A 23,076-nucleotide genomic window follows, 5' to 3' on the forward strand; every position below is an offset into this window, starting at 1 on the left:
TATCGGGTCTGATTATATCATTTACAGAATGAAGTTGTGAGTTATAATGTTCCAAATAAACTAGGGAGGAAAAAGAATCTGCATGGCTACTTATTATCAGGAAGCATCTCATACATTCAGTGAATATCTTCTGGTACCAGGTCTGACCGAAGAACAGAATATTCCTCAGAATGTATCTCTGAAAACCCCGTTGGTGAAATTCAGAAAGGGGGAGGAACCTTCCATCTCGCTGAATATCCCGATGGTATCAGCGGTCATGCAGTCCGTTTCCGGCGACCGTCTTGCCATTGCCTTAGCCAAGGAAGGCGGCATCTCCTTCATCTTCGGCTCTCAGCCGATTGCTGATCAGGCGGCCATGGTTGCCCGGGTCAAGAATTATAAAGCAGGCTATGTGCCATCTGATTCCAATGTCACGCCGGATACCACGATTGCGGAAATGCTGGAACTGCTCGACAAGACCGGACACAGCACGATGGCAGTCACGGAAGATGGCACTGCAAACGGCAAGCTCTTAGGCATGATCACGAGCCGCGACTACCGGATCGGACATGTCAGTCTCGATGCGAAGGTAAAAGAATTCATGACCCCGCGCGAGAAGCTGATTGTCGGCCGTTCTACTGACAACCTGAGCACCTGCAACGATCTGATCTGGGAGCACAAGCTCAACACGCTCCCGCTGGTCGATGAAAACGATCATCTTGCCTATCTCGTTTTCCGCAAGGACTATGAGAGCCATAAGGCTCATCCGAATGAACTGCTGGATCATGAGAAGCGCTTCATGGTCGGCGCCGGCATCAATACCCGCGACTATGAGGAACGTGTTCCGGCTCTGCTCAATGCGGGCGTTGATATTCTGGTCATCGATTCTTCCGACGGCTATACCTGCTGGCAGGCAAAGACCATTCACTGGATCCGCGAGCATTATGGCGATTCCGTCAAGATCGGGGCTGGCAATGTCGTTGATCCGGATGGATTCAACTATCTCGCTGATGCAGGCGCAGACTTCATCAAGATCGGCATCGGCGGCGGCAGTATCTGCATCACCCGCGAGACCAAAGGCATCGGCAGAGGCCAGGCAACCGCAGTTCAGGAAGTTGCCAAGGCAAGAGATGCGTACTTCGAGAAGACCGGCACTTATATTCCGATCTGCTCCGACGGCGGCATCGTATACGACTACCACATCATCCTTGCACTTGCTATGGGTGCAGACTTCGTCATGCTGGGACGCTATTTCTCCCGCTTTGAAGAAGCACCTGGCGAGAAGCTGATGATCAATGGTTCCTATGTCAAGGAATACTGGGGCGAAGGTTCCAACCGGGCCCGCAACTGGGGCAGATATGATCTCGGCCAGGGCAGGAAGCTCTCCTTTGAGGAAGGCGTCGATTCCTATGTTCCGTATGCCGGCTTCCTGCATGATAATGTGCTGATGACGACCTCCAAGATCAAATCCACGATGTGCAACTGCGGAGCCCTTGATATTCCGGAGCTGCAGCGCAAGGCAAGACTCACGCTCGTCTCTGCAACCTCGATTGTCGAAGGCGGAGCTCACGACGTCATGGTCAAGCACAAGGATACTTCATTCAACAAGTAATCAGAACGACGCACAGGCAGAACGGCTGCCTGTGTTCTTTTTTCTGATCTGGAAAGGAAGGAAACAGTGACAGAAAAGAAGCATTCTCATAAGAAGATCTGGAAACCCATTCTGATCTTTTCCTCAGCCTTTTTCGGATACGGGATGCTCAGCATGTTTCTCGATCAGAGATTCGGGACCGATGCCTATGCCATCGGCAGATTCCTGTATGCAATCCTGTGTCTGATCCTGTATCTTTTCTCCATGCCGAAGCCGCTTCTGAAGCAGGGATCCTGGAAAGCCGTGCCCATCTGGACAGCGGTATTCCTGGCGGTTTTCTATTTCTGCTATCTGATCGTGATTATGGATGTGCCAGGCAATCTTGCAGCATTGTTTCAGGAAGACATGCATGCTGTATTCAGAGTGGTTCTATTAGCAGGGGCTGCCGGGACATTTGAAGAAACCATGGTCCGGGGATACGCAGCCGATGCGATTCATTGCTGGACTTCGAAGTGCAGATATCCGATCCTGCTTACCGGGATTCTGACCTCGCTGCTGTTCGGACTGCTGCATCTGAGCAATCTCCATGGTGATAATGCTGCGCAGGTCTGGATCCAGGTTTTCTATGCATGCATGATCGGCCTTGCCCTCTATTCCCTGCGTGCGATCTCCGGTTCTCTCACGCTGCCGATCATTGCGCATATCCTGATCGATCTGCAGCCGGAGCTTGGCGAAGTGGCAGTTTCTTCCGGTCCGTTTCTGCTGTATCTGGAAGTATTTCTGCCGCTGGGCGTGCTTTCGCTATGCTACCTGTTTCTATTGGAAGATGCGCTTCCGGAATGATTTTCCGGAGTCAGGACAAGAAATTGTTTCAGTTGACATCTCGAAGAGGCGGAAGTATGATCCTTGCAAGCAAAGGGAGGAAGAACCATGAAGTGCTGTTGCAGGAGTGATCTGGAATACTGACAGAATCTGCTCTTGTTTTTGAAATGATTGAACAGCACTCTGTCAGGAAGTGGAATGAAGCTTCCTTTTTTGTATATGAAATGAAGTAAATCCTGGAGGAGAAGGAGATTATGAAAAAGGTTTTCGGTGCCGTGCTCGCCACTGCCATTGCCCTCGCATTAACCGCCTGCGGAGGAAATTCTTCCACGGCGGAAACTGCATCCTCTGCTGCTGGTGCTTCTGCATCAGCAGCAGATGGCAGTGAAGAACTCGCTGATGAACAGGTTCTGAATCTGGTTTATACCGATCTCAGCCTGCTCGATGTCAATGATGCCCGCAACTCCAATGAGATGCAGGTACTGACCGAAGTACAGGAAGGACTGTTCCGGACATTCACGGATGAGAATGGCGTGGACCAGACCGAGAATGCCGGCTGCACAAGCTATGAGATCAGCGATGACAATCTGACTTATACGTTCCATCTGCGTGAGAACGCCAAATGGAGCGATGGCCAGCCGGTCACTGCTCAGAACTATGTGGATTCCTGGATCCGTCTTCTGACGGCTGAAAATGCATTTCCGTATTACTTCCTGGCATCCGGAATCGCCGGAGCAGAGGAATACTATGAAGGAACTGGCTCTGCTGAAGATGTTCAGGTATCTGCACCGGATGATTACACCCTGGTTGCAGTCCTGGCTGCTCCGGATCCTTCCTTCATCAAGAAAGTCGGCATGGTGCCCATGTATCCGATCCGCAAGGATCTGATCGATGCAGCCGAAGCAGCTGGCAAGGACTGGACGAATGATTATACGCTGCATGTCTTCAACGGACCGTTCGTGATTTCGGACCGTGTGCTGGAGAACTCCATGACCCTGACGAAGAATGACCAGTACTGGGACAAGGACAATGTCAAGCTCACTCAGGTCAATCTGCGTGTGGTTGATGAAACTGCTACCCAGGCACAGCTGATGGAATCACAGCAGGTCGATGTGCTGAAGCTGACCGATCTGGAATATGTTGATCAGTGGCAGTCTCTGGTCGATGACGGTTCGTTCCAGCACATCGTCAGCGATACTCCGTCTTCTTCGTATATTTCTTTTGACATGCATGAAGAAGGAAACGGCGGTCCTTCCGGACTGATGCTCAATGCCAAGGTCCGCAAGGCCATCATGCTTGCCTTCGACCGTGAGGAATTCAATGAGATGTTCCAGAATGGTCTGTCGACTCCGGCTTATGGCCTCGTTCCGAATGGCATCACGGTCAATGGTCAGGAATACCGTTCGATTGCCGGTGATCTTCTCTTGAGCGATGAAGATCAGAAGCTTGCCAGTGATCCGGATGCTCTGAAGGCACTGTTCCAGGAAGGCATGGAAGAAGCCGGCGTTTCCGGAACTCCGGAAGATGTCACATTGACCACGATTGTATACGACTCCACGACGCTCACCGCAAATGAGAATGAGTGGTTTAAGCAGCAGCTCGCTGATAAGCTTGGTGTGACGCTGGATGTGGAAACGTATCCGGATGTGTCTACCTGGAAGGCTGCGCGTGACAGCTATCAGTATGATTTCTATGTCATGGGCTGGTATGCCGACTATGATGATCCGGCAAACTTCCTGGATCTCTTCACTTCCACAAGCCCTTATGGAAAGTTCATGGGCGGTTTCAGCAACGCAGATTATGATGCGCTGATGGAACAGGCAGATTCCAGCCTGGATGAAAGCAAACGCGCTGATCTGTTCACGCAGGCAGAGAAGATTCTGATGGATCAGGCTGGTGTATGCCCGCTGTATTTCGAGAATGCGCAGATCTATGCACAGAGCTATGTGAAGGGACTCAGTTTCCCGCTGTTCGGTGCAGATGTTGAGTTTTCGAGAGCTTATATCGTCAAGCATTGATTCTGTTTGCGGAAGACAGGAACTGGTGGTTTCTGTCTTCCTTCGTTTTACTTAGGAGATTTCATGAAATTTGCCAAATATATACTCAAGCGATTTCTGACCTCGATTCTGACCTTGTTTCTGATTGCGACAGCAACCTTCTTCCTGCTTGCCCTGACGCCTGGCGATGCATTAAGTGCCCGGGTGGACAAGCTGCCGGAGCAGGTAGCAGAACGCATGTATGAGAAATATGGACTGGACAAGCCGGTCATGGAACGCTATGTCATCACGATGAAAGGACTTGCCCATGGCGACTTCGGAGAATCCATCATCTACCAGGGAGAAACTGTCCAGTCCATCATTGCCGAGAAAGGACCGGTCAGTGCAAGACTCGGCTTGCAACAGATGATTCTGGGAGTTACCGTCGGAATTCTGCTTGGCATTCTTGCAGCAGCGAAGAAGGGAACTTTCTGGGACTACTTCGTGGTTGTGCTGAGCATTCTGCTGATCTCGGTGCCGAGCCTGGTGTTTGCACTATTGCTGCAGGCGGTCTTTGCCGCGAAACTGAAATGGTTTCCGGTCATCGGCTGGCCGAGCACGCATGTCTGGACTTCCGGATGGAAGTATACGGTCCTGCCGACTCTGGCCGGCTGCTTCGGCTATATCGCCAGCTATTCCAGACTCCTCAAGACTTCGATGCTCGATGTCATGAATCAGGAATACGTGCTCACGGCAGAATCTAAAGGACTCAGCCGCAGGGAAGTCATCATGCACCACGTGCTCAGAAACTCGATGATTCCGATCATCACCCGTCTGCCGATGAGTGTTGCCATGTGCATCACCGGGAGCTTCTTCATCGAGAGTGTTTTCTCGATCCCGGGACTCGGTCTCTATTATGTCAATGCAGTTGCAGCCCAGGATGTGCCGATCGTGATGGGGGAGACGGTCATCATCGCCGCACTTTATATCTTTGTCGTGTTCATTACCGATATTCTCTATACGGTTGTTGATCCGAGAATCCGTCTGGAAGGAGGAAAGCACTGATGATTGCAGCAGATGGAACGATGCCTGTCCTCTCTCCGGAAGAAACCGTCCGGACCGCTCAGGCGCAGAAGAACCGGGAACAGATCGCCAGACCCGTAGAGACCTTCTGGCAGGGTGCCAGACGCCGTCTGTTTCATAACCCGGTAGCAGTCTTTGCGATGATTCTGCTTCTGGTCATGCTGGTGCTTGTCATCTTCGGGCCGGGCATGAGCGGTGCAGAATACCTCAGCATCAATGCCAAAGCAAAGAACCTTGCGCCGGACAGCACCTACTGGTTCGGAACTGACGGACTGGGCCGGGATCTCTGGAGCAGAGTCTGGATTGGTGCTCGTCTTTCCATCCTGGTCGCATTGGTATGTTCTGCGATTCAGCTTCTGGTCGGAAGTGCGTACGGCGGCATCATGGCGTACTTCGGCGGCAAAGTCGATGCGGTGATGATGCGCATCATCGAAGTCATCGATTCGTTTCCGTATCTGCTGATCACGCTGCTGATCATGATGGTTATCGGCAAGAATACCGGCGGCCTTCTGGTTGCGATGTGCATCACTTCCTGGTGCTCTACCGCCAGAACAGTCAGAGGCCAGATCATGCAGTTAAGAGAATCGGAATACGTGCAGGCAGCTCAGCTATTAGGAGCTTCTGCGAACAGGGTGATCCGTCAGCATCTGCTTCCGAATACGATCGGCATTCTGATCCTGGATCTCTGCTCCAGCATTCCGAGCTATATTTTCACGGAAGCATCTCTCTCGTTCCTCGGCATGGGATTATCGGGCGATGTGATTTCGCTAGGCGTGCTGATTTCCGATGGCAAGACGAAGATGCAGTTCTATCCATGGCAGCTGATCTTCCCGTGCCTGGCGCTGTGCATCATCGTGCTGGCCTTCAATCTGCTTGGCGATGGATTGCGCGATGCGCTGGATCCGCGTACCGAAGAAAGGCAGGGATAAGCCATGAGTGAGAACTCTGTACTCCTTCAGGTTCAGAACCTGAAAGTCAGCTTCCGCACCCCGGCCGGAATCGTGCAGGCAGTCCGCGGCGTCAGCTTTAATCTGAACCAGGGCGAGACGCTTGCGATCGTCGGCGAATCCGGATGCGGGAAATCCGTCACCGCCAGAACCGTAATGGGGCTGACTCACCGCCCTGGCATCATCGATCCGGAAAGCCATATTCTCTTTGAAGGACAGGATATTCTCAAGCTCTCAGAGAAGCGCATGCAGGCATACCATGGCGGCGACGCCGCTATCGTATTCCAGGATGCGATGGCTTCACTGAATCCGACGATGACCATCGGCGATCAGATTATCGAAACACTGCGTCATCATAACCGGATATCAAAGAAAGCAGCAGAGAAGGAAGCAGTCGATCTGCTGCGAAAAGTCGGCATCTCGCAGCCGGAACAGCGGGTGAAACAGTATCCGCACCAGCTGTCCGGAGGCATGCGTCAGCGGGTCATGATCGCAATTGCATTTGCCAACAAGCCGAAGCTGCTGGTTGCCGATGAACCGACGACAGCACTCGATGTGACGATTCAGTCTCAGATCATTGATCTGATCCGTGATCTGCAGAAAGAAAATGGCACGAGCGTGATTCTGATCACGCATGATCTCGGCGTCGTAGCAAGCATCGCTGACCGCATTGCGGTCATGTATGCAGGCAAGATCGTCGAGCATGGTTCTGCCCATGAAATCTTTCATCATCCGCGCCATCCGTATACGAATGCGCTGCTGAGTGCAGTGCCTCGTCTCGATCAGGATCGCGGCGGCGAGCTGACAGCCATTGCCGGCACTCCGCCTGATCTGCTTAATCCGCCGGCTGGGTGCGGTTTCTGCACCCGCTGCCAGTACTGCATGCAGGCATGTCTGAACAGGCAGCCTCCGGTCTACCGGTTTGAGCATGACCACGAAGCATCCTGCTGGCTGTATGCCCTGGAGAAAACGCCGGACGATGCACCGTTCGTGAAGGAGGAATTCCATGTCTGAAGAAGTCGTGCTGGAAGTGAAGAATCTGAAGAAATACTTTCCGGCGGGAAAGGGACATGAACTTCATGCGGTGGATGACGTGTCGTTTCAGATTCACGCCGGGGAAACCCTCGGACTGGTTGGCGAAAGCGGCTGCGGGAAGACGACCTGTGCCAGAACGCTGATCGGCATGTATCAGCCGACCGCCGGGCAGGTGCTTTACCATGGAAAAGATACCGCTAAGCTGGAAGGGAAAGAACTGATGCAGTTCCGCAAGGAAGCACAGATGGTGTTCCAGGATCCGTATGCTTCGCTGGATCCCCGCATGACCGTCAGCGATATCATTGCAGAAGGTCTGGATATCCATCATATGGTCTCTTCGAAAGCAGAGCGCACGAAGCGAATCTATGAACTGCTGGAAATGGTGGACCTGAATGCCGAACATGCTAACCGCTTCATCCATGAATTCTCCGGCGGCCAGCGGCAGCGCATCGGCATCGCCAGAGCCCTTGCGGTGAATCCGAAACTGCTGATTCTCGATGAACCGATCTCCGCTCTGGATGTGAGCATCCAGGCTCAGGTCGTGAACATGCTGCAGAGACTGCAGAAGGAACTGCATCTCAGCTATCTGTTCGTGGCGCATGATCTTTCGATGGTTCGTCATATTTCTGATCGGGTAGCAGTCATGTACCTCGGGAGGATCGTGGAACTTGCCAGTTCGGAAGAACTGTATTCTGATCCCCGGCATCCGTATACGCAGGCGCTGATGTCGGCAGTTCCGGTACCGGATCCGGAAGCCGAAGCAGAACGCAGAAAGAAGCGGATCCGTCTCGAAGGGGAAGTGCCGAGCCCGATCGATCCGCCGGAGCACTGCCGGTTTGCCGGAAGATGTCCGTTTGCGACGGATCGCTGCCGGAAGGAAGAACCGCAGCTGAAAGAACACGAACCGGGACACTGGACGGCATGTTTCCTGGAAGAAGCAAAAGAACATCGCTAGACTTCGCGGTGTTCTTTTAATGACTGGCGGATTTTCCGGAACGTATCTTCCTCGCCATTCTCGGCTACCATGCGCAGGATCTTTTCCATTTCCTTCGCCGTTTCCGGATGCATGTACTGATCGCCATGATGCTGAAGGAAATAGTTCAGCGCATCCGAGCTCTTATAGGCGTCTTTGTGATACGTGCGGCTTGCAGCGATCCGGTCGCAGATGCTTTCGATCAGATAGCGGTATGGCATCTTCACCGGCTGCCATACGCCGGTGATCGTGTCATACCAGTATTCCCAGTGGTGCGGGTTTCTGCCTTTATGGTGCAGCCATCCCATCGAGTATCCTTTTTCCTTCTTCTCGACCGGATACGGGCTTCTCCATCCCTGGTAATAGTGCACGGAAGGAATGAACTCCGTCGGGCTGTATTTCGAGAGATCATGGGTGAGTCCCTGCCAGTACAGGCCGCACGCAAAGCAGTACTTCCGCACCAGGGCACGATGGTGATGCACAGTTTTCAGATGGCCTGTGAATCTCTGCCAGAAAGACATGTTCTTCTTCGCTTCGTTCATACAACGGATATTTTAATTCTCTCTCTGAATCACTTGCAATTGATCTCTCGCAAATGGTTCAGAACCTCACAGTAAAAGCGGTCATTATGATAGAATAAACCCCGGAGGATTCCATGAACCGTCACGAAAATAGAGAAAAAGCAATGATCACGGTCTATCAGAATCTTATCGTTCCCAGAGACCCGGATGAACTGATCCAGGATAACTTTCCCGAGGGAGCACTTTCTGAAGATCCTTATATTTCTGATGTGATCCATACTGCCATTGCCAATACCGACCGCTATCACGGCTATATCGATCGGGTGCTGGAAGGATGGACGTTTGATCGCCTCGGATATCTGGAGCAGGCAATCCTGCTCTGCGGATGTGCCGAATTTGATCTCAAGCAGATCGAAGCTGCCGTGATCATCGATGAATATGTCCGGCTTGCCAAGAAATACTGCGATCCGGATTCATTCAAGCTGATCAACGGAGTGCTTGACCGCATATGAGCCAGAGGACGGTAACTGTCACCGCCCTGGTCCGCTACCTGAAAAGCAAGCTTGAAAACGATGCTCTGATCCAGGGAATCCTGGTTGAAGGCGAGATCTCGAACTTCAGTGCCTATCGCAGCGGACACTGGTACTTTTCGATCAAGGATGCCGGTGCGCAGATGCGCTGCGTCATGTTTGCAGGTGCGAACCGGCGCATGACCTGGATGCCGAAAGACGGGGACAAGGTCATCGTGCAGGCAGATGTCTCAGTCTATGAGGGCAGAGGCGAGATGCAGCTGCTGGTCACCGGCATGAAGCCAGCCGGGATCGGCGATCTGTTTCTGCAGTATGAAGCCCTCAAGGCAAAGCTTGCTGAAGAAGGATTATTTGATGAGTCTCACAAGAAGCCGATTCCGCCTTATCCGATGCGCATTGCATTAGTTACCGGAAAGAATACGGCAGCCCGTGCAGATGTGCTGAACACGCTTGGCAGAAGATGGCCGATTGCCTCGATTGCTGAGTTCCCGGTGCTTGTGCAGGGAACGGAAAGTGCTGCTCAGATCATCGATGCACTGAAGAAGGCAGACACGATGGGGTTTGATGTGATTCTGCTCGTCAGAGGCGGAGGCTCCATTGAGGATCTCTGGTCGTTCAATGATGAACGGCTTGCCAGAACGATCTATCAGCTGAATACCCCGATCATCACCGGCGTCGGTCATGAAGTGGATTTCACGATCGCAGACTTCGTCTCCGATCTGAGGGCTCCTACTCCGACTGGTGCCGCAGAACGCTGCAGTCCGGACATCCGCGAAGTGGAAGCGTCTCTTTCCTCGCTTCGCTCCAGGCTGATCGTGGATATGAATCATCGCATGAACAAGGAGCAGAAAGCTCTTGATTCACTGTCGGAGTCTCCGGTCTTCCGGAATCCGATGCGTTTATATACCGAGCCTCAGCTGCGGCTGAATACGCTGTCGCTCGAATTCCGCAGACTTCTGAATACGGTATCCTACCGCCTGAATCAGTCACTGGAAGACAGCCGCCATGCTCTGGTTCTGGCAGCCGGACAGAGGATTTCCGATGCTCAGCTGAAGCTTCAGGAGACGTCTCAGAATCTGAATCATGCTGCTAAAGCAGATGCAGTCGTGCAGAGAGAACGTCTGAACCGCGATGCATCTCTGTTAGATGCATACAGTCCGCTGAAAGTGCTGAGCCGCGGCTATAGCATCACAATGAAAGATCAGAAAGCAGTCCGGTCTGCAGAAGAATTAGCACCTGGTGATGAAGTCAGCGTGCTGCTTGGAACAGGCAGTTTCCGGGGAACCGTCGAAGCTGTATCAGAAAAGGAGATCGATCATGGCAAAGAAGGAAATGACATTTGAGCAGTCTATGGCAAGGCTGGAAGAAATTGTCAGCCAGCTGGAAAACAATGAGAAACCCCTGGAAGAAACCATCGCCCTGTTTGAGGAAGGACTGAATCTCGTGAAAAGCTGCCAGACTCAGCTTTCTTCGTTTGAGAAGAAGGTCGAAGAACTCAGCGGAAAGACCTCAGGGGAAGCACAATGAACTTCGAAGAACTGCTGGAACAGGCGATTCAGCGCGTGACTCCTAGCCGCACCAGAGATGCGATGGAATATTCTCTGATGAGCGGAGGCAAGCGTCTTCGCCCGATGTTTCTTTATGATACGCTGGCCGGCTACGGGCTGAATCCGGAGCGCGGCAATGAATTTGCAATCGCGCTGGAACTGATTCAGACGTATTCGCTGATTCATGATGATCTTCCGGCGATGGACAATGATGACCTGCGCAGAGGCAAGCCGAGCTGCCATAAGCAATTTGATGAGGCAACGGCAATTCTAGCTGGCGATGGTTTATTGACTTATGCATTTGAGGTTGCTGCAGAAAGCAAGGAGCCGGCAGACCGCGTCGTGCGTTCGATCGGCATCCTGAGCCGGATGGCAGGGCCTTCCGGAATGGTTTACGGACAGTGCCTCGATACGACCGAAGAGGATCAGGTTCACGGGTGGGAAGATCTCAGAAAGGTTCATCGCTATAAGACGGGGTGCCTGTTTTCGGCGCCATTCATGATCGCCGCAGTGATATCCGGCCGGGATGATGCTACAATAGAGGCATGGCATAAGGTCGGTGATACCATCGGCCTTGCATTCCAGGTGCAGGATGACATCATGGATGCTACGGAAACAGCAGAAGAGCTCGGCAAGAGCAATTCTGATGCCCGCAATGAGAAAGTGACATCAGTCTCTCTTCTGGGGATGGAGCAGGCTGAGAATCTGATGAATCAGCTTTATGCAAGCGGTATGGAGCAGATCCGTCAGATGTCAGAATTTGAGTCCGATGCGCTGATCAGACGGCTAGAGGGGATGCAGAAGCGCAGAAAGTAGGAGTGCTTTTTCTATGGATCTTACGAAGATTCAGAATCCTGAATTCCTGAAAGACATGAGTGTCAGCGAACTGAATGAACTTGCTGCACAGATCAGGACATTTCTTATCGAGAATATTTCAAAAACAGGAGGGCATCTGGCCAGCAATCTCGGAGTCGTCGAGCTGACCATTGCGCTCCATTATGTGTTTCATTCTCCGGTAGACAAGATCTTCTTCGATGTCGGCCATCAGTGCTATACGCATAAGATTCTGACCGGGAGAGCAGCAGAATTCCCGACTCTGCGTCAGTATGGCGGCATCTCCGGCTTTGAGAAACGCCGGGAAAGCGAGCATGATGTCTGGGAAGCAGGACATTCGAGCACGAGTCTCAGTGCTGCTTTAGGCATGGCTGTGGCCAGAGATCTTCATCATGATCATTACAGCATCGTTCCGGTCATCGGCGATGGTGCGCTGGGGTCTGGGCTGGCGATGGAAGCACTCAATGAGATCGGTTCAGAGCACCGGGATATGGTGATTGTCTTCAATGACAACAATATGTCCATCTCCCGCAATGTAGGTGCTATGACGAGAGGCTTTGCAAGGCTCCGGGCAGGCAGAAGCTACAACGAATTCAAGAATAATATGAAGGTCGGCCTGAATCAGAGCGAGTTCGGCAAAGTCATGTATCATGGCATGAAGAACTTCAAGGATTCCGTCAAGAACTCTCTGGTGGATCAGGGCATCTTCGGAGAATTCAATCTGGAATACATGGGTCCGGTCGACGGACACAATATCCGGGATCTGATTCGGGTGCTGACTGTTGCCAGAGAACATGGCGGACCGGTGGTCGTCCATGTGATCACCCAGAAGGGCAGGGGCTATGCACCATGCGAGAAAGACCGCAAAGGCGTATGGCATGGCGTCGGTCCGTTCGATATCAATACCGGCAAGCAGCTTCATGAAACGCCGGCCGGCTTCAAATCCTGGTCTGCACTGATTGCGGATACTGTGACAGAGCTAGCTGACAAAGACGATTCGATCGTTGCGCTGACACCGGCCATGATCAATGGCAGCGCCCTGAATGAATTCTTCGCCAAATATCCGGAGCGTTCGTTTGACTGCGGCATTGCCGAAGAACATACCGCAACATTTGCGGCTGGTCTGGCGACCTCAGGAATGCATCCGTTCATGGCAGTCTACAGTTCTTTCCTTCAGCGCGCTTATGATGAGATCAATCATGATATCTGCCGGCAGGATCTGCCGGTAGTGATCGGCATTGATCGGGCCGGACTGGTCGGTGAAGATGGCGAGACCCACCATGGAGTCTTTGATATCGGTTTCCTGAAACCGATTCCGAACTTGATCCTCGCGCAGCCTAAAGACGCTGCCGAAGCCAGGTCTCTGCTGAAGACGGCGTTTGCGTCTTCGCATCCGTTTGCGATTCGCTATCCGCGCGGGGAGATCAGCTGCCGTCAGCTGCCGCCGGCAGAACTGATCCGGGTCGGCAGCTGGAGCGTCTTCCATGATGCTCCGGAAAACAAGGCTGCTGTATTTGCATATGGCCCTGATGTGGATCGGATTCTCAGCAAGATCCAGGTCAACAATCTTCCGGTCACTGTGGTGAACTGCAGATTCTTCAAGCCGATTGATACTGCATGTATTGACCAGTTCGCTAAGCGTGGAATTCCGGTGATCGTGTTTGAAACTGATATGAAGGAGTCGGGGCTGGCGGCTTCGATTCTCGAGTATCTGTGCGACAGCCATCAGACGATGAATCTCACCAGGATGGGAATCGGAGATGAGTATGTGCAGCAAGGGGCTGTGAATCTTCTGCGCAGAGATGAAGGAATCGACCTGAATTCGCTCTATGAGAAACTGATGGAGTTGTTATGATCAGACACCTGTATATTCGGAATTTTGTCCTGATTGATGAACTGAATCTGGATTTCGATGATGGCTTCAGCGCATTCATCGGAGAAACCGGAGCCGGCAAATCAATCCTGATTGATGCGATCAGTCTTCTGAAAGCAGACCGTGCAAGTGCTTCTCTGGTTTCGAAGGGAGCAGAGAAAGCAATTGTCGAAGGAACGTTTGATCTCAGCCGGGATTCGCATGCATGTGAAGTTCTCGCAGATGCCGGTTTTGAGGTGGAACAGGATGAAGTGACCTTCACGAGAGAGATCACTTCGGGCGGCAAGAGCACAGTCCGGATTGATCATCGCATTGCGACGCTTTCGCTTCTGAAGGAAGTTCTTCAGAATGAAATTGATATTCACGGTCAGCGCGACAGTCAGTATCTGCTGAATGTGAGTTCTCATATCCATCTCCTGGATCATTATCTGAATGATTCATCGCTGCTGAAGCAAGTCGCGGATTCTTTTTCTGTCTACGACAGGCTCGTAAAGGAACGTGATGCGGCGCTGACAGAAACCTACAATGAGAATGATCTGGAGTATTTCAATTTTGAGATCTCCGAGATCGAGGAAGCGAAGCTTTCGGAAGGAGAGGAAGAAGAACTGCTTGCTAAGGAGAAGCAGTACAAGGCGGTCAAAGCTTCGTTTGATAAGCTGAATGGCATCCTGGATCTGTTTGATAATTCAGTCAGCGAGCCGCTGTATGAACTGAATCGCTCTGTGCAGGGACTGGAGGACAGCGATGTGCTTACTGTCGCCAAGACGGAGATCAGCGACAGCTATTACAATCTGAATGATGCCATCGATACGCTCCGGAAGAGTCTCGAAGACATGGATCTCTCCGAAGACGATGTCAACGAGATGGAAGAACGCCTGTTCACGATCCAGAAGATGAAGCGGAAATACGGACGCACGATTCCCGATATTCTCGAAAAGAAGAAAGAACTGGAAGAACAGGTGGAGCGGATTTCCCATCGGAAAGAATATCTGGAGAAGATGGAAACGAAGATCCATGATGCGTATGCAGTCTATGAGAAGGCAGCAATACAGCTGTCAAAGCTCCGGAAGAAAGGGGCTCCTTCTCTTGATTCTTTAGTTGCGGCAAATCTGAAGGATCTTGTGCTGCCGAATGCCCGCTTCCATACGGAGATTGTCCAGGCAAAGCCATCTGCATCCGGAATGGATCGGGTGGAATTTCTGATTTCCATGAATCAGGGTGAAGACCTCAAGCCTCTTTCCAGGACTGCCAGCGGCGGGGAACTGAGCCGGCTGATGCTTGGCCTGAAGCAGATCTTCTCGAAGCTGCAGGGCATTCAGACAGTGATCTTTGATGAGATCGATACCGGAGTCAGCGGTCCGGTTGCAAACGCGATCGGAAAGAAGATGAGGGCGATCTCAGAGGACTGCCAGGTATTCAGTGTGACGCATCTTGCTCCGGTTGCGGCTTGTGCGAAGCATGCATATCTGGTGTCCAAGGAAGAATCTTCTGGTCGGACGCATACGCATGTGACCCCGCTGAAGCAGAAAGAATTCATCGAGCAGCTGGCATTGATTTCCAGCGGCAAAGTCACGGAGGCTTCCAGAGCTGCTGCCAGAGAACTCTACCGGTCCAGTCAGGAGTAATGAATGTCGAGGGTATACTTTCATATTGATCTGAATGCCTTCTATGCCAATGCGGAGTGTCTGCTGGATCCGACGCTGAGAGGAAAGCCTCTGGCCGTTTCCGGACAGACGCGCCGCAGCGTGGTTTCCACAGCCAGCTATGAAGCAAGAGCCTATGGGGTGCACAGTGCAATGCCGATTGCAGAGGCGAAGAACCTCTGCCGCGATCTGGTCGTCGTGGCACCTCATTTTAATTACTATGAAGAGCTGAGCAATGAGTTCATCGCAATTGTCAGAAGCTATACGTCCATCGTGGAACAGGCAAGCATTGATGAATGCTATGCCGATATGACCGATGCCATTTTCCGCTTTCCGCGTCCTCTGGATCTGGCGTTTCAGCTGCAGCATCGGGTGAGAGATGAACTCGGACTGCCATGTTCGATCGGCATCGGTCCGAATCTTTTTCTTGCCAAGATGGCTTCAGATATGAAGAAGCCGATGGGAATCACCGTACTGCGTATCCGCGAAGTTCCGCAGAAGCTCTGGCCTCTGAAGATTGCTGATATGCGCGGGGTCGGAAAGAAGACACTGCCTTTCCTGGAAGAACTCGGCATCCGCACGATCGGAGACCTTGCACAATGGAAGGATCCGGAACAGCTGCGGGGGATTTTCGGAAAGAATACCGAACAGATGATTGCAAGGGCTAATGGGCATGATGATCGGCAGATCGAACTGGAAACGGATCCGAAGTCCATGGGCGTCAGTGAAACGTTCCTCGAAGATGTCACTGACTATGATGAGCTGCGCGGAATGATGCGCACACTGTCCCGAAGGCTTTCGAAACGACTTGCCGAAGTGAGGAAGACAGGTTCGCTGGTATCGATCCGGATCCGCTATTCGGATTTCTCCAATGCGGATCGCTCCATGCATGTTGATCATCCGATCTGGAAAGCGGATGATCTGTTTGAGCAGGGAATCCGTCTGTTCAATGAAAACTGGGAACAGGATCCGGTCCGTCTGCTCGGACTTACCTTAAGCGAATTCCATTCAGAACAGGAAGACAGAAATCTCTTCAATCTGGAAGAATCGGAGAAAGAAGCGACTGCTAGCATCCTCAGCGATCTGAATGAAGAACTTGGCGGCCTGCGGCTGAAGCGGGCAAGTGCGCTTCTGAAGGAGCACCATGAAGACTGAACGGGCTCTGGAACGCTATCGGGTAGAACTCACGATGAATGAAGGCAAGAGTCCGCGTACAGTCAGTTCTTACCTTCAGGACCTGGAGCTTTATCTGAATTTTCTGAACGAGCAGGGAGTCAGCGACACTGAAGACATCACACCGGCACTGGTAGAATCCTTCATCACCCAGCAGGCTCAGCATAAAGCGCCTTCTTCGATTGCCCGGATGGCATCGAGCATCCGTTCATTTCATCATTATCTTTCGTTTCTCTATGAAACACCGGATCCTTCCGTCAGCCTGGAAGTTCATCGCGGTCCGGGAAAGCTTCCGGTTTACGGAACCGTAGAAGAAATCAGAACTCTGCTTGGCAGCTTTGATGATTCGGATCCTCGTCAGTGCCTGTATCATGCAATTCTGGAAATCATCTATTCCTGCGGATTGCGGGTTTCTGAAGCCGTCGGACTTACCTTGAACCGGGTAGATCTGGAAACCGGGTTTGTGAGGGTAGAAGGAAAAGGAAATAAAGAACGGATCGTTCCGATCCCCCATGGCAGCATTCCGATTCTGAAGCATTACCGGGATACAGTAAGACCGCTGTATGAAAAGAAGAAATCCAATCTGTTCTTCGTGAACCGGCTGGGAAACAAAGTCACGACTCAGTCAGTTGAAGAAATCATGCGCAGGAAGAAAACAGAACTGGGTTTTAAGAAAAAACTCACTCCCCACAAACTGCGTCACAGCTACGCGACGCATATGCTGGAAGGGGGAGCAGATCTGCGCTCCATTCAGGAGATGCTCGGACATAGTTCCATCTCCACGACTCAGATCTATACGCATACCGGCAATGAAACCCTCCGCAAGAGCTATGATGAACATCATCCCGGCGAGCTGAATGAAGATCTCGGGGACATTGTAGTTAAACCATGGAAAAAGCAGAAGAAACAGAAATGAGATGCAGATCGCATCTCACTTTTCATAACAGCCATTCCATCAGCAGGCTGACCAGATCCAGTTTCAGTACATGCTTGTAATCGGTCAGCAGCGGAACTGCAATGCAGCAGATCATGTAGACCGTCAATGCAGCAAAGAGTCCGCAGGAAGCAATTCCGAAGATCCGGTACTTCAGCTTTCCCTGATGGCGATGCATTCCCTGAAGACCGCTGATGAACCCGATGATGCTCAGAAACGGAACCGTCACTGCAAAGATGATCAGGCAGTAGCGGAACATCCGGTAGAAGAAATCGGAACGATTTGCAGCTGCAGCGGGATTGCTGCGGAGATAAAGATAGGCAAGAAGCGTGATCAGCGCAATCATCAGACAGTATGCACCATAGATTACTGAACGTCTTGTTTTCCACGCTGTCTTCTTATCCATCACGTTTCCTCCAACTGAGAGATATTATAACCCGACTTGCCTGGTTCTGGAATCGAAACCGACCGGATTGTCCATGCGCATCGTTGCTGAACTGGAAATGACTGATCCATGCTGAAACAGTAGACCGAAAAGGAGAACTAGCATGATTGATCCTCGCACTACGATCCATGAATTCATGGTTTCACATCAGAAGAAATATCAGAAAATCTCCATGGAGATTCATGAACACCCGGAGGGTTCTGATTTTGAGTTTCTTGCGTCAAAGCTGCTGAGTGAACAACTGAAAGAAAAAGGATTTGAGATTGACCTGCCGGCAGCCAGGCATCGGACTGGTTTTGCGGCAAGAAAGCGTTTTCCCGAGGAATGACCGGTCATTGTGTTCCTGGCGGAATATGATGCACTGGTAGGGCTCGGACATGGCTGCGGGCATAATCTCTTCGGGGCGGCTTCTGCCCTGGCTGGAGCAGCCTTGCTGCAGGTGATCGGAGAAACCGGAGGAGAAGTACGAGTATACGGAACGCCAGGAGAAGAAGGGGGTCAGAATAGATCAGCAAAGGGGAGTTTTGTCAGAGAAGGATATCTGAAAAACGTTGACGCTGCCCTGTGCATTCATCCTGGAACAAGTGCTGAGAATATGCTTTCCTCCAGGACTCTCGGCTGTGCGCCGATGGACATTGAATTTCATGGGCTTGCTGCTCATGCGGCAGGATGCCCGGAAAACGGAAAAAATGCGCTGGATGCACAGATCCTTGTCTATAACGGTCTTTGCGTATTGCGTCAGCAGCTGACTCCGGATGTGAGAATCCATAGCATCATCACCGATGGCGGAACTGCACCCAATGTGATTCCGGATTTTACGAAGTCGAAATATGATACCCGGGCAGCAGCGATGGATACGCTTCATGATCAGTATGATAAAATGGTGTTGACCCCTGGCCTTGATCGGCTCTATGAAAAGAATCTGAATCTGCTTGGTCTTCATAGCAAGCCACAGTCCTTCTAAGTCATGGCCGCAGCAGCGATGTCGGCAATATCTCTCAGGTGGTTCCTACGATTAAGCCATCCTTGAGCATCACGGATCATAAGATTGCAGGGCAATCTCCAGACATGGTCAAAGCATCAGCCTCTAAGAAAGGAATGGCAATGATTCCGCTCAGCGCAGAAGTTCTGGCTGATACCGCACTGGACCTGATCCAGAATCCTGAGCTTTTCAGGCGTATGAAAGAAGAACACAGATATAATGTGGCGCATCAGAAAGAAGGAAAACTGTTCGGTATCAACAGATAACCCATCCGGCTTTCCGGTTCAGAATTCTCTCTGATCAGAACCTGCAGGTAAGAAGCAGGGAGGGGGGATAAAGGGGTATCAGTCCCCTTGCATGAAGCACGGATTCTCTTTTCATGACTCATTCTGCTCTGCTGACCAGAAATATCTCCTGCGCCCCTGTCTCAGTAATTGAGAATTCAGATTTTCTGAAGCTGAATCGATCGGATCTATTCCAGATCAGATTATGAATTGATCCGGAATATCAATCTGGTATATGGGCGCTCAAGATGAAGATAGATTTGGAAAATACTCAATTCGAAACCAATCTAAAAATATTGCATAATATACATTATGCGAAGTTCTATAATTTACAGACTTCGCTATCATAACTGGAATGTTCCTATATCATTTACTAGCCAGCTGAAGATTTCAGGATCCCGGCAGCGGATCATTTTCGGCAAGAAATACAAGATGACAAGCGCCCTTCTGCATCAGCTGCGAAATCAGCCGATTCTTTAAGTACTTTGCGGATGCAGACTTTTCCGAGTTTCTGGAATTGCAGGATCAGCAGATGTTTTTTGGTACTGCTGAGTGTGCATAGAACTATGATTCTTCATCGGCAGCCCAGATCGTCAGCTTTCTGTATGAACCATGCCTGATTCACAGTTCTCTGCATACATTGGTGTCATTGATATTGCATTGCTTCCGGGCTTTCCTGTTGGTTCGTTCTTGGCAGGAATGATTTGTGAGATATTTTGACCGGTTCAGCTGCAGACGCCTGAACCAGTCAGTGTTCGATGATTGCTGGAATGGTCTTCAGGTAAATGACTTTTTCAGTTCCTGTCCCCTAGCATCAATTTGGGGAATGTGAAAAGAATCACGAAGCAGAATTCTCATTCTCCGCTTTTTCCTGCGGATCTATTTCAGCAAGCCTTTTCAGCCCGAGTTTTCTGAGAATGCCGATATTCTTTGCGTGAATCAAGCCGATGATGATTGCTAATGCGGCTTCTATGATGAAGGATGTGATCTCCTGGTTCAGCGCAAATGGCAGCGCCCCTGCCAGATCTCTTGAAATGATATCCAGCAGCTTGAGAACCACAAACAGATATACTATGTTTCGGAACCAGTTCTGTTTCTGAATGTATGTTTTATGACAAGCCGGACAGATGTATTTTCCATCTGGCAGACCTTTCTTAACAGTCTGGTTCAGCTCAGCTCCGCAATTCGGACATGGGTTGTTTCTGAAGCGGTTCATGATGGTTCTGCCTCCCCTCTGCTCTGACTGCAGTCCTGCCATCAGAAAAAGTAATCATTTTCTTTACAGCCACATGTCAGGCGATTGCCTTCTGCTGGAATTTCATCAGCCTCTTTGAGAATTCTGATTTTATATACTCCTGAGCGAATCCGGCAGGTCTATAATCCCTATTCTTCTGAGCTTTTCTTATAGTTATTATTCATGCGATCCAGGTGTCTGCCCTTGGAACGGAAATAGATGGCAGCCAGTACTATGGCAGCCAGAATGATGATGATCTCCATTACATAATCCTCCATGCAGATAGATTTCATTGTGATGCGATTCTCTGCTTATCCCGGAGCAGGAAGAAAAGATCGTTCGGAATTGTCTTCATCCGATCAATCTATCCTGACTCGTTCCTGTCTGAAGCAAAAAATGGAGTCAGTTAAATATTGCGCCTGCTTCATGCAGGAAGACAGTTCTGTCACCATTCTTATATCTTGCAACGTTCATCTTTCTTCTCCCTATTGCCTTCCCGGAATCAGATTTTCTGTGTGTAGTCCAAAGTCAGAAGATCCAGGAAAGAATCATCAGTACTGCAATTACTGCCAGGACAATTGCAAGCACTTTCTTGTCTCTCTGGCCCTGTCTGAAGTCCGCAGGATCTGTTTCCTGTTTCTGATTTACTCCGGAGTCATATTCTTTCTGGAATGCTTCATTCTTCGTGATTGCGTTTTTCTGGTCAATCTTAGGATCCGGATACATAGGGTTCTGCTTTCCTTTTCTGATCATTTCTGTGCTTTGAATCAAGAGCTGATCAATATATTACGATGCCTGGAGGAATCCAATACCACAAGGTCATTTTCATAATAGCATAGATTCCGAAAATCACAGTACTTCACATTTTCAGAAGATGGTATCGTTATGAATCTCTTCTGCTTCTTTCAGCCGGTTGTACATGGTCCTGCGGCTGATGCCAAGATAGGCAGCAGTTTCATCCGCCCCTTTCTCATGAATCATCTGACGTACTTCGGCAACGCTGATCTCCCGGAATTCTCCATTGATCATAACTGCTTTCTGCTTTCTTCCGGCATTGCGGCTCATTGCTTTCTGATAAGCAGCGGGATCAATCGTGAGCTTCAGATAAGCAGGATGTTCACGATCATCCGGGTAGATTGCTTCCATCCTTACGCCGACTTTCTCCAGCATCTCTTCCGCGTTGTGATATTCTTCCGTTCCTGCATCATAAATCGTGATGGAAAATGAAGTCTGTTTCATAAGATTATTATAATGCAGAAATTAAATTCTGCACGACAATTAATGCAATAATTAAATTCTGCACTTCGCATCAAAAAAAATAAGACACTCATCAAAGTGCCTTATTACTCGAACCCAATTAGCGAACCAGATCCTTGAGCCCCTTAGATGCCTTGAATCCAGGAATCTTGGAAGCCGGAATTTCAATTGCTTCTTTGGTCTGCGGGTTGATGCCGGTACGTGCAGCTCTGGTCTTGACTTCGAACTTTCCGAATCCGGAAATATCAACTCTTCCGCCGTCTTTCAGTGCTTCAGCCATCGTGTCGAATACGAGATCGACAATCTCAGCTGCTTCTTTCTTTGTCAGATTGTGCTTTTCAGCGACGGTTTCAGTGATGGTCTTTTTGTTGACTGTTTCCATTGAATTAACCTCCATATTGCGTAATTTATACTAACACGTTAAATAGCGATTTCAATACTTGACAATTGTCGTTAAGACGGATTCAGAACGCTTGTTCAGCTTTTTGAAAAAGGCTTTCCAGAAGGGTTTTCAGCATTTTTTCATCCAGATTCTTCACCCCGCTGGCATTGGGATGACCGCCGCCTCCGTACTGCTCAGCAAGATCATTGATGCGCACGGTCTTCGATCTCAGTGAACCGTCATACCGCGTGATGCCGTTTTCGGTTTTTTCCGTGAAGATCGCCCAGACCTGAAACGGTCTCACATTGCCGAATACCGTGACAAACGATCTGGTTCTGGAAGCAGAGACATTCCATTCCTGCATGGTTTTTTCCGGAACGATGCAGTAGACAAAATGATCTCCCATCATCTGCATGTTCTCCGCCAGCATATTCCGGTAGCGGAATTCCCAGAGTTCTTCATCAAAGAGCTCCCGGTTCAGGGAAGGAATATCAAGACCGAATCCAGTCAGGAACGCAGCCATTTCCATCGTATGCTGAGACGTGTTTGAAGTCGTGAAACGCAGCGTATCGGTCAGCAGTCCTTTGTAGAGAAATGAAGCAGTCTGCTTCGAAACGTTCTGATCGCTGCACTGATGGAAGAATTCCGAAAGAATCTCGCAGGTTGCAGCCATCTGAGGATACACATACTGCTCATTTCCGAACGGATCGCGTTCGGGATGATGATCGATCTTGATGATCTTCTTTCCAGTGCTATAGCGCTGATCATCGACGCGTTCCTGATTTGCCGTATCAAGGACAATCACGAGGCTGTTCCGGATCGTGTCATCGGAGACAGATTCCAGAGCCGGCCAGATGCCATTGCCGCAGGATTGCGTTCCGCAGGCATGTACCTGTTTGCTTGGCCAGTTGTCCGCAATCCAGTTCTTCAGACCGTACTGGGACCCGAATGCATCGCAGTCGGGATTCTCATGCCGGAAGATCGTGATGATTTCTGCTTCCTCAATGTCTTTCAGCAGTGTTCCGAACATT

25 protein-coding genes are annotated in these 23,076 nt (G+C 50.5%); 18 read left to right on the forward strand and 7 right to left on the reverse strand.

Annotated features, from left to right (window positions below):
- Positions 1–82 precede the first annotated feature (82 nt).
- The 7 genes from C7E00_RS07645 (at position 83) to C7E00_RS07675 (ending at position 8,388) form a co-directional block, all read left to right on the forward strand.
- On the forward strand, positions 83–1,591 hold the full coding sequence (locus C7E00_RS07645) for an IMP dehydrogenase (RefSeq protein ID WP_105303732.1): 1,509 nt from the start codon (positions 83–85) through the stop codon (positions 1,589–1,591).
- Between the two features lie 66 nt (positions 1,592–1,657).
- A complete protein-coding gene (locus C7E00_RS07650) occupies positions 1,658–2,413 on the forward strand; it encodes a CPBP family intramembrane glutamic endopeptidase (RefSeq protein ID WP_105303733.1) in 756 nt (251 codons plus the stop codon).
- Positions 2,414–2,646: 233 nt separating this feature from the next.
- Positions 2,647–4,410 (forward strand): peptide ABC transporter substrate-binding protein, encoded by a 1,764-nt coding sequence (locus tag C7E00_RS07655; protein WP_105303734.1) that lies wholly within the window; start codon positions 2,647–2,649, stop codon positions 4,408–4,410.
- 63 nt (positions 4,411–4,473) lie between these two features.
- Complete coding sequence (locus tag C7E00_RS07660) at positions 4,474–5,433, forward strand: ABC transporter permease (RefSeq protein ID WP_105303735.1); 960 nt, start codon at positions 4,474–4,476, stop codon at positions 5,431–5,433.
- On the forward strand, positions 5,433–6,380 hold the full coding sequence (locus C7E00_RS07665; protein WP_204378587.1) for an ABC transporter permease: 948 nt from the start codon (positions 5,433–5,435) through the stop codon (positions 6,378–6,380). The genes C7E00_RS07660 and C7E00_RS07665 overlap by 1 nt, the downstream gene beginning before the upstream one ends.
- 3 nt (positions 6,381–6,383) lie before the next feature.
- Positions 6,384–7,412 carry an ABC transporter ATP-binding protein gene (locus tag C7E00_RS07670; protein WP_105303736.1) on the forward strand — a complete coding sequence of 343 codons (1,029 nt, stop codon included), beginning with the start codon at positions 6,384–6,386 and terminating at the stop codon, positions 7,410–7,412.
- Complete coding sequence (locus C7E00_RS07675) at positions 7,405–8,388, forward strand: ABC transporter ATP-binding protein (protein WP_105303737.1); 984 nt, start codon at positions 7,405–7,407, stop codon at positions 8,386–8,388. The genes C7E00_RS07670 and C7E00_RS07675 overlap by 8 nt, the downstream gene beginning before the upstream one ends.
- On the opposite strand, the gene C7E00_RS07680 is transcribed toward C7E00_RS07675, so the two are convergent.
- Positions 8,385–8,948 carry a DUF5662 family protein gene (locus C7E00_RS07680; protein WP_204378588.1) on the reverse strand — a complete coding sequence of 188 codons (564 nt, stop codon included), beginning with the start codon at positions 8,946–8,948 and terminating at the stop codon, positions 8,385–8,387. The genes C7E00_RS07675 and C7E00_RS07680 overlap by 4 nt on opposite strands.
- A 113-nt stretch (positions 8,949–9,061) precedes the next feature.
- On the opposite strand from C7E00_RS07680, the gene nusB reads away from it, so the two are divergent.
- From nusB to C7E00_RS07720, 8 genes are read left to right on the forward strand one after another with little or no spacing between them, the layout of a single operon-like run.
- Positions 9,062–9,439 carry a transcription antitermination factor NusB gene (nusB, locus tag C7E00_RS07685; RefSeq protein ID WP_105303738.1) on the forward strand — a complete coding sequence of 126 codons (378 nt, stop codon included), beginning with the start codon at positions 9,062–9,064 and terminating at the stop codon, positions 9,437–9,439.
- Positions 9,436–10,800 (forward strand): exodeoxyribonuclease VII large subunit, encoded by a 1,365-nt coding sequence (gene xseA, locus C7E00_RS07690; RefSeq protein ID WP_105303739.1) that lies wholly within the window; start codon positions 9,436–9,438, stop codon positions 10,798–10,800. Before nusB ends, xseA begins: the two co-directional genes overlap by 4 nt.
- Positions 10,775–10,984, forward strand: coding sequence for an exodeoxyribonuclease VII small subunit (gene xseB / locus C7E00_RS07695; RefSeq protein WP_105303740.1), 210 nt, complete (start codon positions 10,775–10,777; stop codon positions 10,982–10,984). Before xseA ends, xseB begins: the two co-directional genes overlap by 26 nt.
- The gene (locus tag C7E00_RS07700) at positions 10,981–11,820 is read left to right on the forward strand and encodes a polyprenyl synthetase family protein (RefSeq protein ID WP_105303741.1); all 840 of its coding nucleotides are present in this window, start codon (positions 10,981–10,983) and stop codon (positions 11,818–11,820) included. Before xseB ends, C7E00_RS07700 begins: the two co-directional genes overlap by 4 nt.
- Before the next feature lie 13 nt (positions 11,821–11,833).
- Complete coding sequence (gene dxs / locus C7E00_RS07705) at positions 11,834–13,693, forward strand: 1-deoxy-D-xylulose-5-phosphate synthase (RefSeq protein ID WP_105303742.1); 1,860 nt, start codon at positions 11,834–11,836, stop codon at positions 13,691–13,693.
- Positions 13,690–15,336, forward strand: a complete 1,647-nt coding sequence (gene recN / locus C7E00_RS07710) for a DNA repair protein RecN (RefSeq protein WP_105303743.1) — start codon at positions 13,690–13,692, stop codon at positions 15,334–15,336. Before dxs ends, recN begins: the two co-directional genes overlap by 4 nt.
- Positions 15,337–15,339: 3 nt before the next feature.
- Positions 15,340–16,509, forward strand: coding sequence for a DNA polymerase IV (locus C7E00_RS07715; RefSeq protein WP_105303744.1), 1,170 nt, complete (start codon positions 15,340–15,342; stop codon positions 16,507–16,509).
- Positions 16,499–17,443 carry a tyrosine-type recombinase/integrase gene (locus C7E00_RS07720; protein WP_105303745.1) on the forward strand — a complete coding sequence of 315 codons (945 nt, stop codon included), beginning with the start codon at positions 16,499–16,501 and terminating at the stop codon, positions 17,441–17,443. The genes C7E00_RS07715 and C7E00_RS07720 overlap by 11 nt, the downstream gene beginning before the upstream one ends.
- 22 nt (positions 17,444–17,465) lie before the next feature.
- On the opposite strand, the gene C7E00_RS07725 is transcribed toward C7E00_RS07720, so the two are convergent.
- Positions 17,466–17,867: a hypothetical protein gene (locus tag C7E00_RS07725; RefSeq protein WP_105303746.1), complete on the reverse strand. Its 402-nt coding sequence runs from the start codon at positions 17,865–17,867 to the stop codon at positions 17,466–17,468.
- A 142-nt stretch (positions 17,868–18,009) separates the two neighbouring features.
- Here C7E00_RS07725 and C7E00_RS16475 point away from each other — a divergent pair, with 142 nt between their 5' ends.
- From C7E00_RS16475 to C7E00_RS16485, 3 genes are all read left to right on the forward strand, one after another.
- Positions 18,010–18,234, forward strand: a complete 225-nt coding sequence (locus C7E00_RS16475; RefSeq protein ID WP_239928543.1) for a hypothetical protein — start codon at positions 18,010–18,012, stop codon at positions 18,232–18,234.
- A 9-nt stretch (positions 18,235–18,243) separates the two neighbouring features.
- Positions 18,244–18,870 (forward strand): peptidase dimerization domain-containing protein, encoded by a 627-nt coding sequence (locus C7E00_RS16480; RefSeq protein ID WP_239928544.1) that lies wholly within the window; start codon positions 18,244–18,246, stop codon positions 18,868–18,870.
- A gap of 104 nt (positions 18,871–18,974) precedes the next feature.
- Positions 18,975–19,154, forward strand: a complete 180-nt coding sequence (locus C7E00_RS16485) for a hypothetical protein (RefSeq protein ID WP_239928545.1) — start codon at positions 18,975–18,977, stop codon at positions 19,152–19,154.
- An 856-nt stretch (positions 19,155–20,010) separates the two neighbouring features.
- On the opposite strand, the gene C7E00_RS07735 is transcribed toward C7E00_RS16485, so the two are convergent.
- From C7E00_RS07735 to C7E00_RS07755, 5 genes are all read right to left on the reverse strand, one after another.
- Positions 20,011–20,388 carry a TFIIB-type zinc finger domain-containing protein gene (locus C7E00_RS07735; RefSeq protein ID WP_135358189.1) on the reverse strand — a complete coding sequence of 126 codons (378 nt, stop codon included), beginning with the start codon at positions 20,386–20,388 and terminating at the stop codon, positions 20,011–20,013.
- Between the two features lie 546 nt (positions 20,389–20,934).
- Positions 20,935–21,132 (reverse strand): hypothetical protein, encoded by a 198-nt coding sequence (locus tag C7E00_RS07740; protein ID WP_135358190.1) that lies wholly within the window; start codon positions 21,130–21,132, stop codon positions 20,935–20,937.
- A 141-nt stretch (positions 21,133–21,273) separates the two neighbouring features.
- On the reverse strand, positions 21,274–21,645 hold the full coding sequence (locus C7E00_RS07745; RefSeq protein WP_105303749.1) for a helix-turn-helix domain-containing protein: 372 nt from the start codon (positions 21,643–21,645) through the stop codon (positions 21,274–21,276).
- 118 nt (positions 21,646–21,763) lie between these two features.
- Positions 21,764–22,045, reverse strand: a complete 282-nt coding sequence (locus tag C7E00_RS07750) for an HU family DNA-binding protein (RefSeq protein WP_105303750.1) — start codon at positions 22,043–22,045, stop codon at positions 21,764–21,766.
- Between the two features lie 82 nt (positions 22,046–22,127).
- Positions 22,128–23,075 (reverse strand): DHH family phosphoesterase, encoded by a 948-nt coding sequence (locus C7E00_RS07755; RefSeq protein WP_105303751.1) that lies wholly within the window; start codon positions 23,073–23,075, stop codon positions 22,128–22,130.
- Position 23,076: the final 1 nt, after the last annotated feature.

This window comes from Anaerolactibacter massiliensis, assembly GCF_900290205.1.
Taxonomy (GTDB): domain Bacteria; phylum Bacillota_I; class Bacilli_A; order Erysipelotrichales; family Erysipelotrichaceae; genus Bulleidia; species Bulleidia intestinalis.

Excerpts from the sequence above, each read along its gene's own strand:
- C7E00_RS07645 (WP_105303732.1), top strand. The coding sequence starts at position 83 with ATGGCTACTTATTATCAGGAAGCATCTCATACATTCAGTGAATATCTT.
- C7E00_RS07655 (WP_105303734.1), top strand. The coding sequence starts at position 2,647 with ATGAAAAAGGTTTTCGGTGCCGTGCTCGCCACTGCCATTGCCCTCGCA.
- C7E00_RS07660 (WP_105303735.1), top strand. The coding sequence starts at position 4,474 with ATGAAATTTGCCAAATATATACTCAAGCGATTTCTGACCTCGATTCTG.
- C7E00_RS07665 (WP_204378587.1), top strand. The coding sequence starts at position 5,433 with ATGATTGCAGCAGATGGAACGATGCCTGTCCTCTCTCCGGAAGAAACC.
- C7E00_RS07670 (WP_105303736.1), top strand. The coding sequence starts at position 6,384 with ATGAGTGAGAACTCTGTACTCCTTCAGGTTCAGAACCTGAAAGTCAGC.
- C7E00_RS07675 (WP_105303737.1), top strand. The coding sequence starts at position 7,405 with ATGTCTGAAGAAGTCGTGCTGGAAGTGAAGAATCTGAAGAAATACTTT.
- C7E00_RS07680 (WP_204378588.1), bottom strand. The coding sequence starts at position 8,948 with ATGAACGAAGCGAAGAAGAACATGTCTTTCTGGCAGAGATTCACAGGC.
- nusB (WP_105303738.1), top strand. The coding sequence starts at position 9,062 with ATGAACCGTCACGAAAATAGAGAAAAAGCAATGATCACGGTCTATCAG.
- xseA (WP_105303739.1), top strand. The coding sequence starts at position 9,436 with ATGAGCCAGAGGACGGTAACTGTCACCGCCCTGGTCCGCTACCTGAAA.
- xseB (WP_105303740.1), top strand. The coding sequence starts at position 10,775 with ATGGCAAAGAAGGAAATGACATTTGAGCAGTCTATGGCAAGGCTGGAA.
- C7E00_RS07700 (WP_105303741.1), top strand. The coding sequence starts at position 10,981 with ATGAACTTCGAAGAACTGCTGGAACAGGCGATTCAGCGCGTGACTCCT.
- dxs (WP_105303742.1), top strand. The coding sequence starts at position 11,834 with ATGGATCTTACGAAGATTCAGAATCCTGAATTCCTGAAAGACATGAGT.
- recN (WP_105303743.1), top strand. The coding sequence starts at position 13,690 with ATGATCAGACACCTGTATATTCGGAATTTTGTCCTGATTGATGAACTG.
- C7E00_RS07715 (WP_105303744.1), top strand. The coding sequence starts at position 15,340 with ATGTCGAGGGTATACTTTCATATTGATCTGAATGCCTTCTATGCCAAT.
- C7E00_RS07720 (WP_105303745.1), top strand. The coding sequence starts at position 16,499 with ATGAAGACTGAACGGGCTCTGGAACGCTATCGGGTAGAACTCACGATG.
- C7E00_RS07725 (WP_105303746.1), bottom strand. The coding sequence starts at position 17,867 with ATGGATAAGAAGACAGCGTGGAAAACAAGACGTTCAGTAATCTATGGT.
- C7E00_RS16475 (WP_239928543.1), top strand. The coding sequence starts at position 18,010 with ATGATTGATCCTCGCACTACGATCCATGAATTCATGGTTTCACATCAG.
- C7E00_RS16485 (WP_239928545.1), top strand. The coding sequence starts at position 18,975 with ATGGTCAAAGCATCAGCCTCTAAGAAAGGAATGGCAATGATTCCGCTC.
- C7E00_RS07735 (WP_135358189.1), bottom strand. The coding sequence starts at position 20,388 with ATGAACCGCTTCAGAAACAACCCATGTCCGAATTGCGGAGCTGAGCTG.
- C7E00_RS07740 (WP_135358190.1), bottom strand. The coding sequence starts at position 21,132 with ATGTATCCGGATCCTAAGATTGACCAGAAAAACGCAATCACGAAGAAT.
- C7E00_RS07745 (WP_105303749.1), bottom strand. The coding sequence starts at position 21,645 with ATGAAACAGACTTCATTTTCCATCACGATTTATGATGCAGGAACGGAA.
- C7E00_RS07750 (WP_105303750.1), bottom strand. The coding sequence starts at position 22,045 with ATGGAAACAGTCAACAAAAAGACCATCACTGAAACCGTCGCTGAAAAG.
- C7E00_RS07755 (WP_105303751.1), bottom strand. The coding sequence starts at position 23,075 with ATGTTCGGAACACTGCTGAAAGACATTGAGGAAGCAGAAATCATCACG.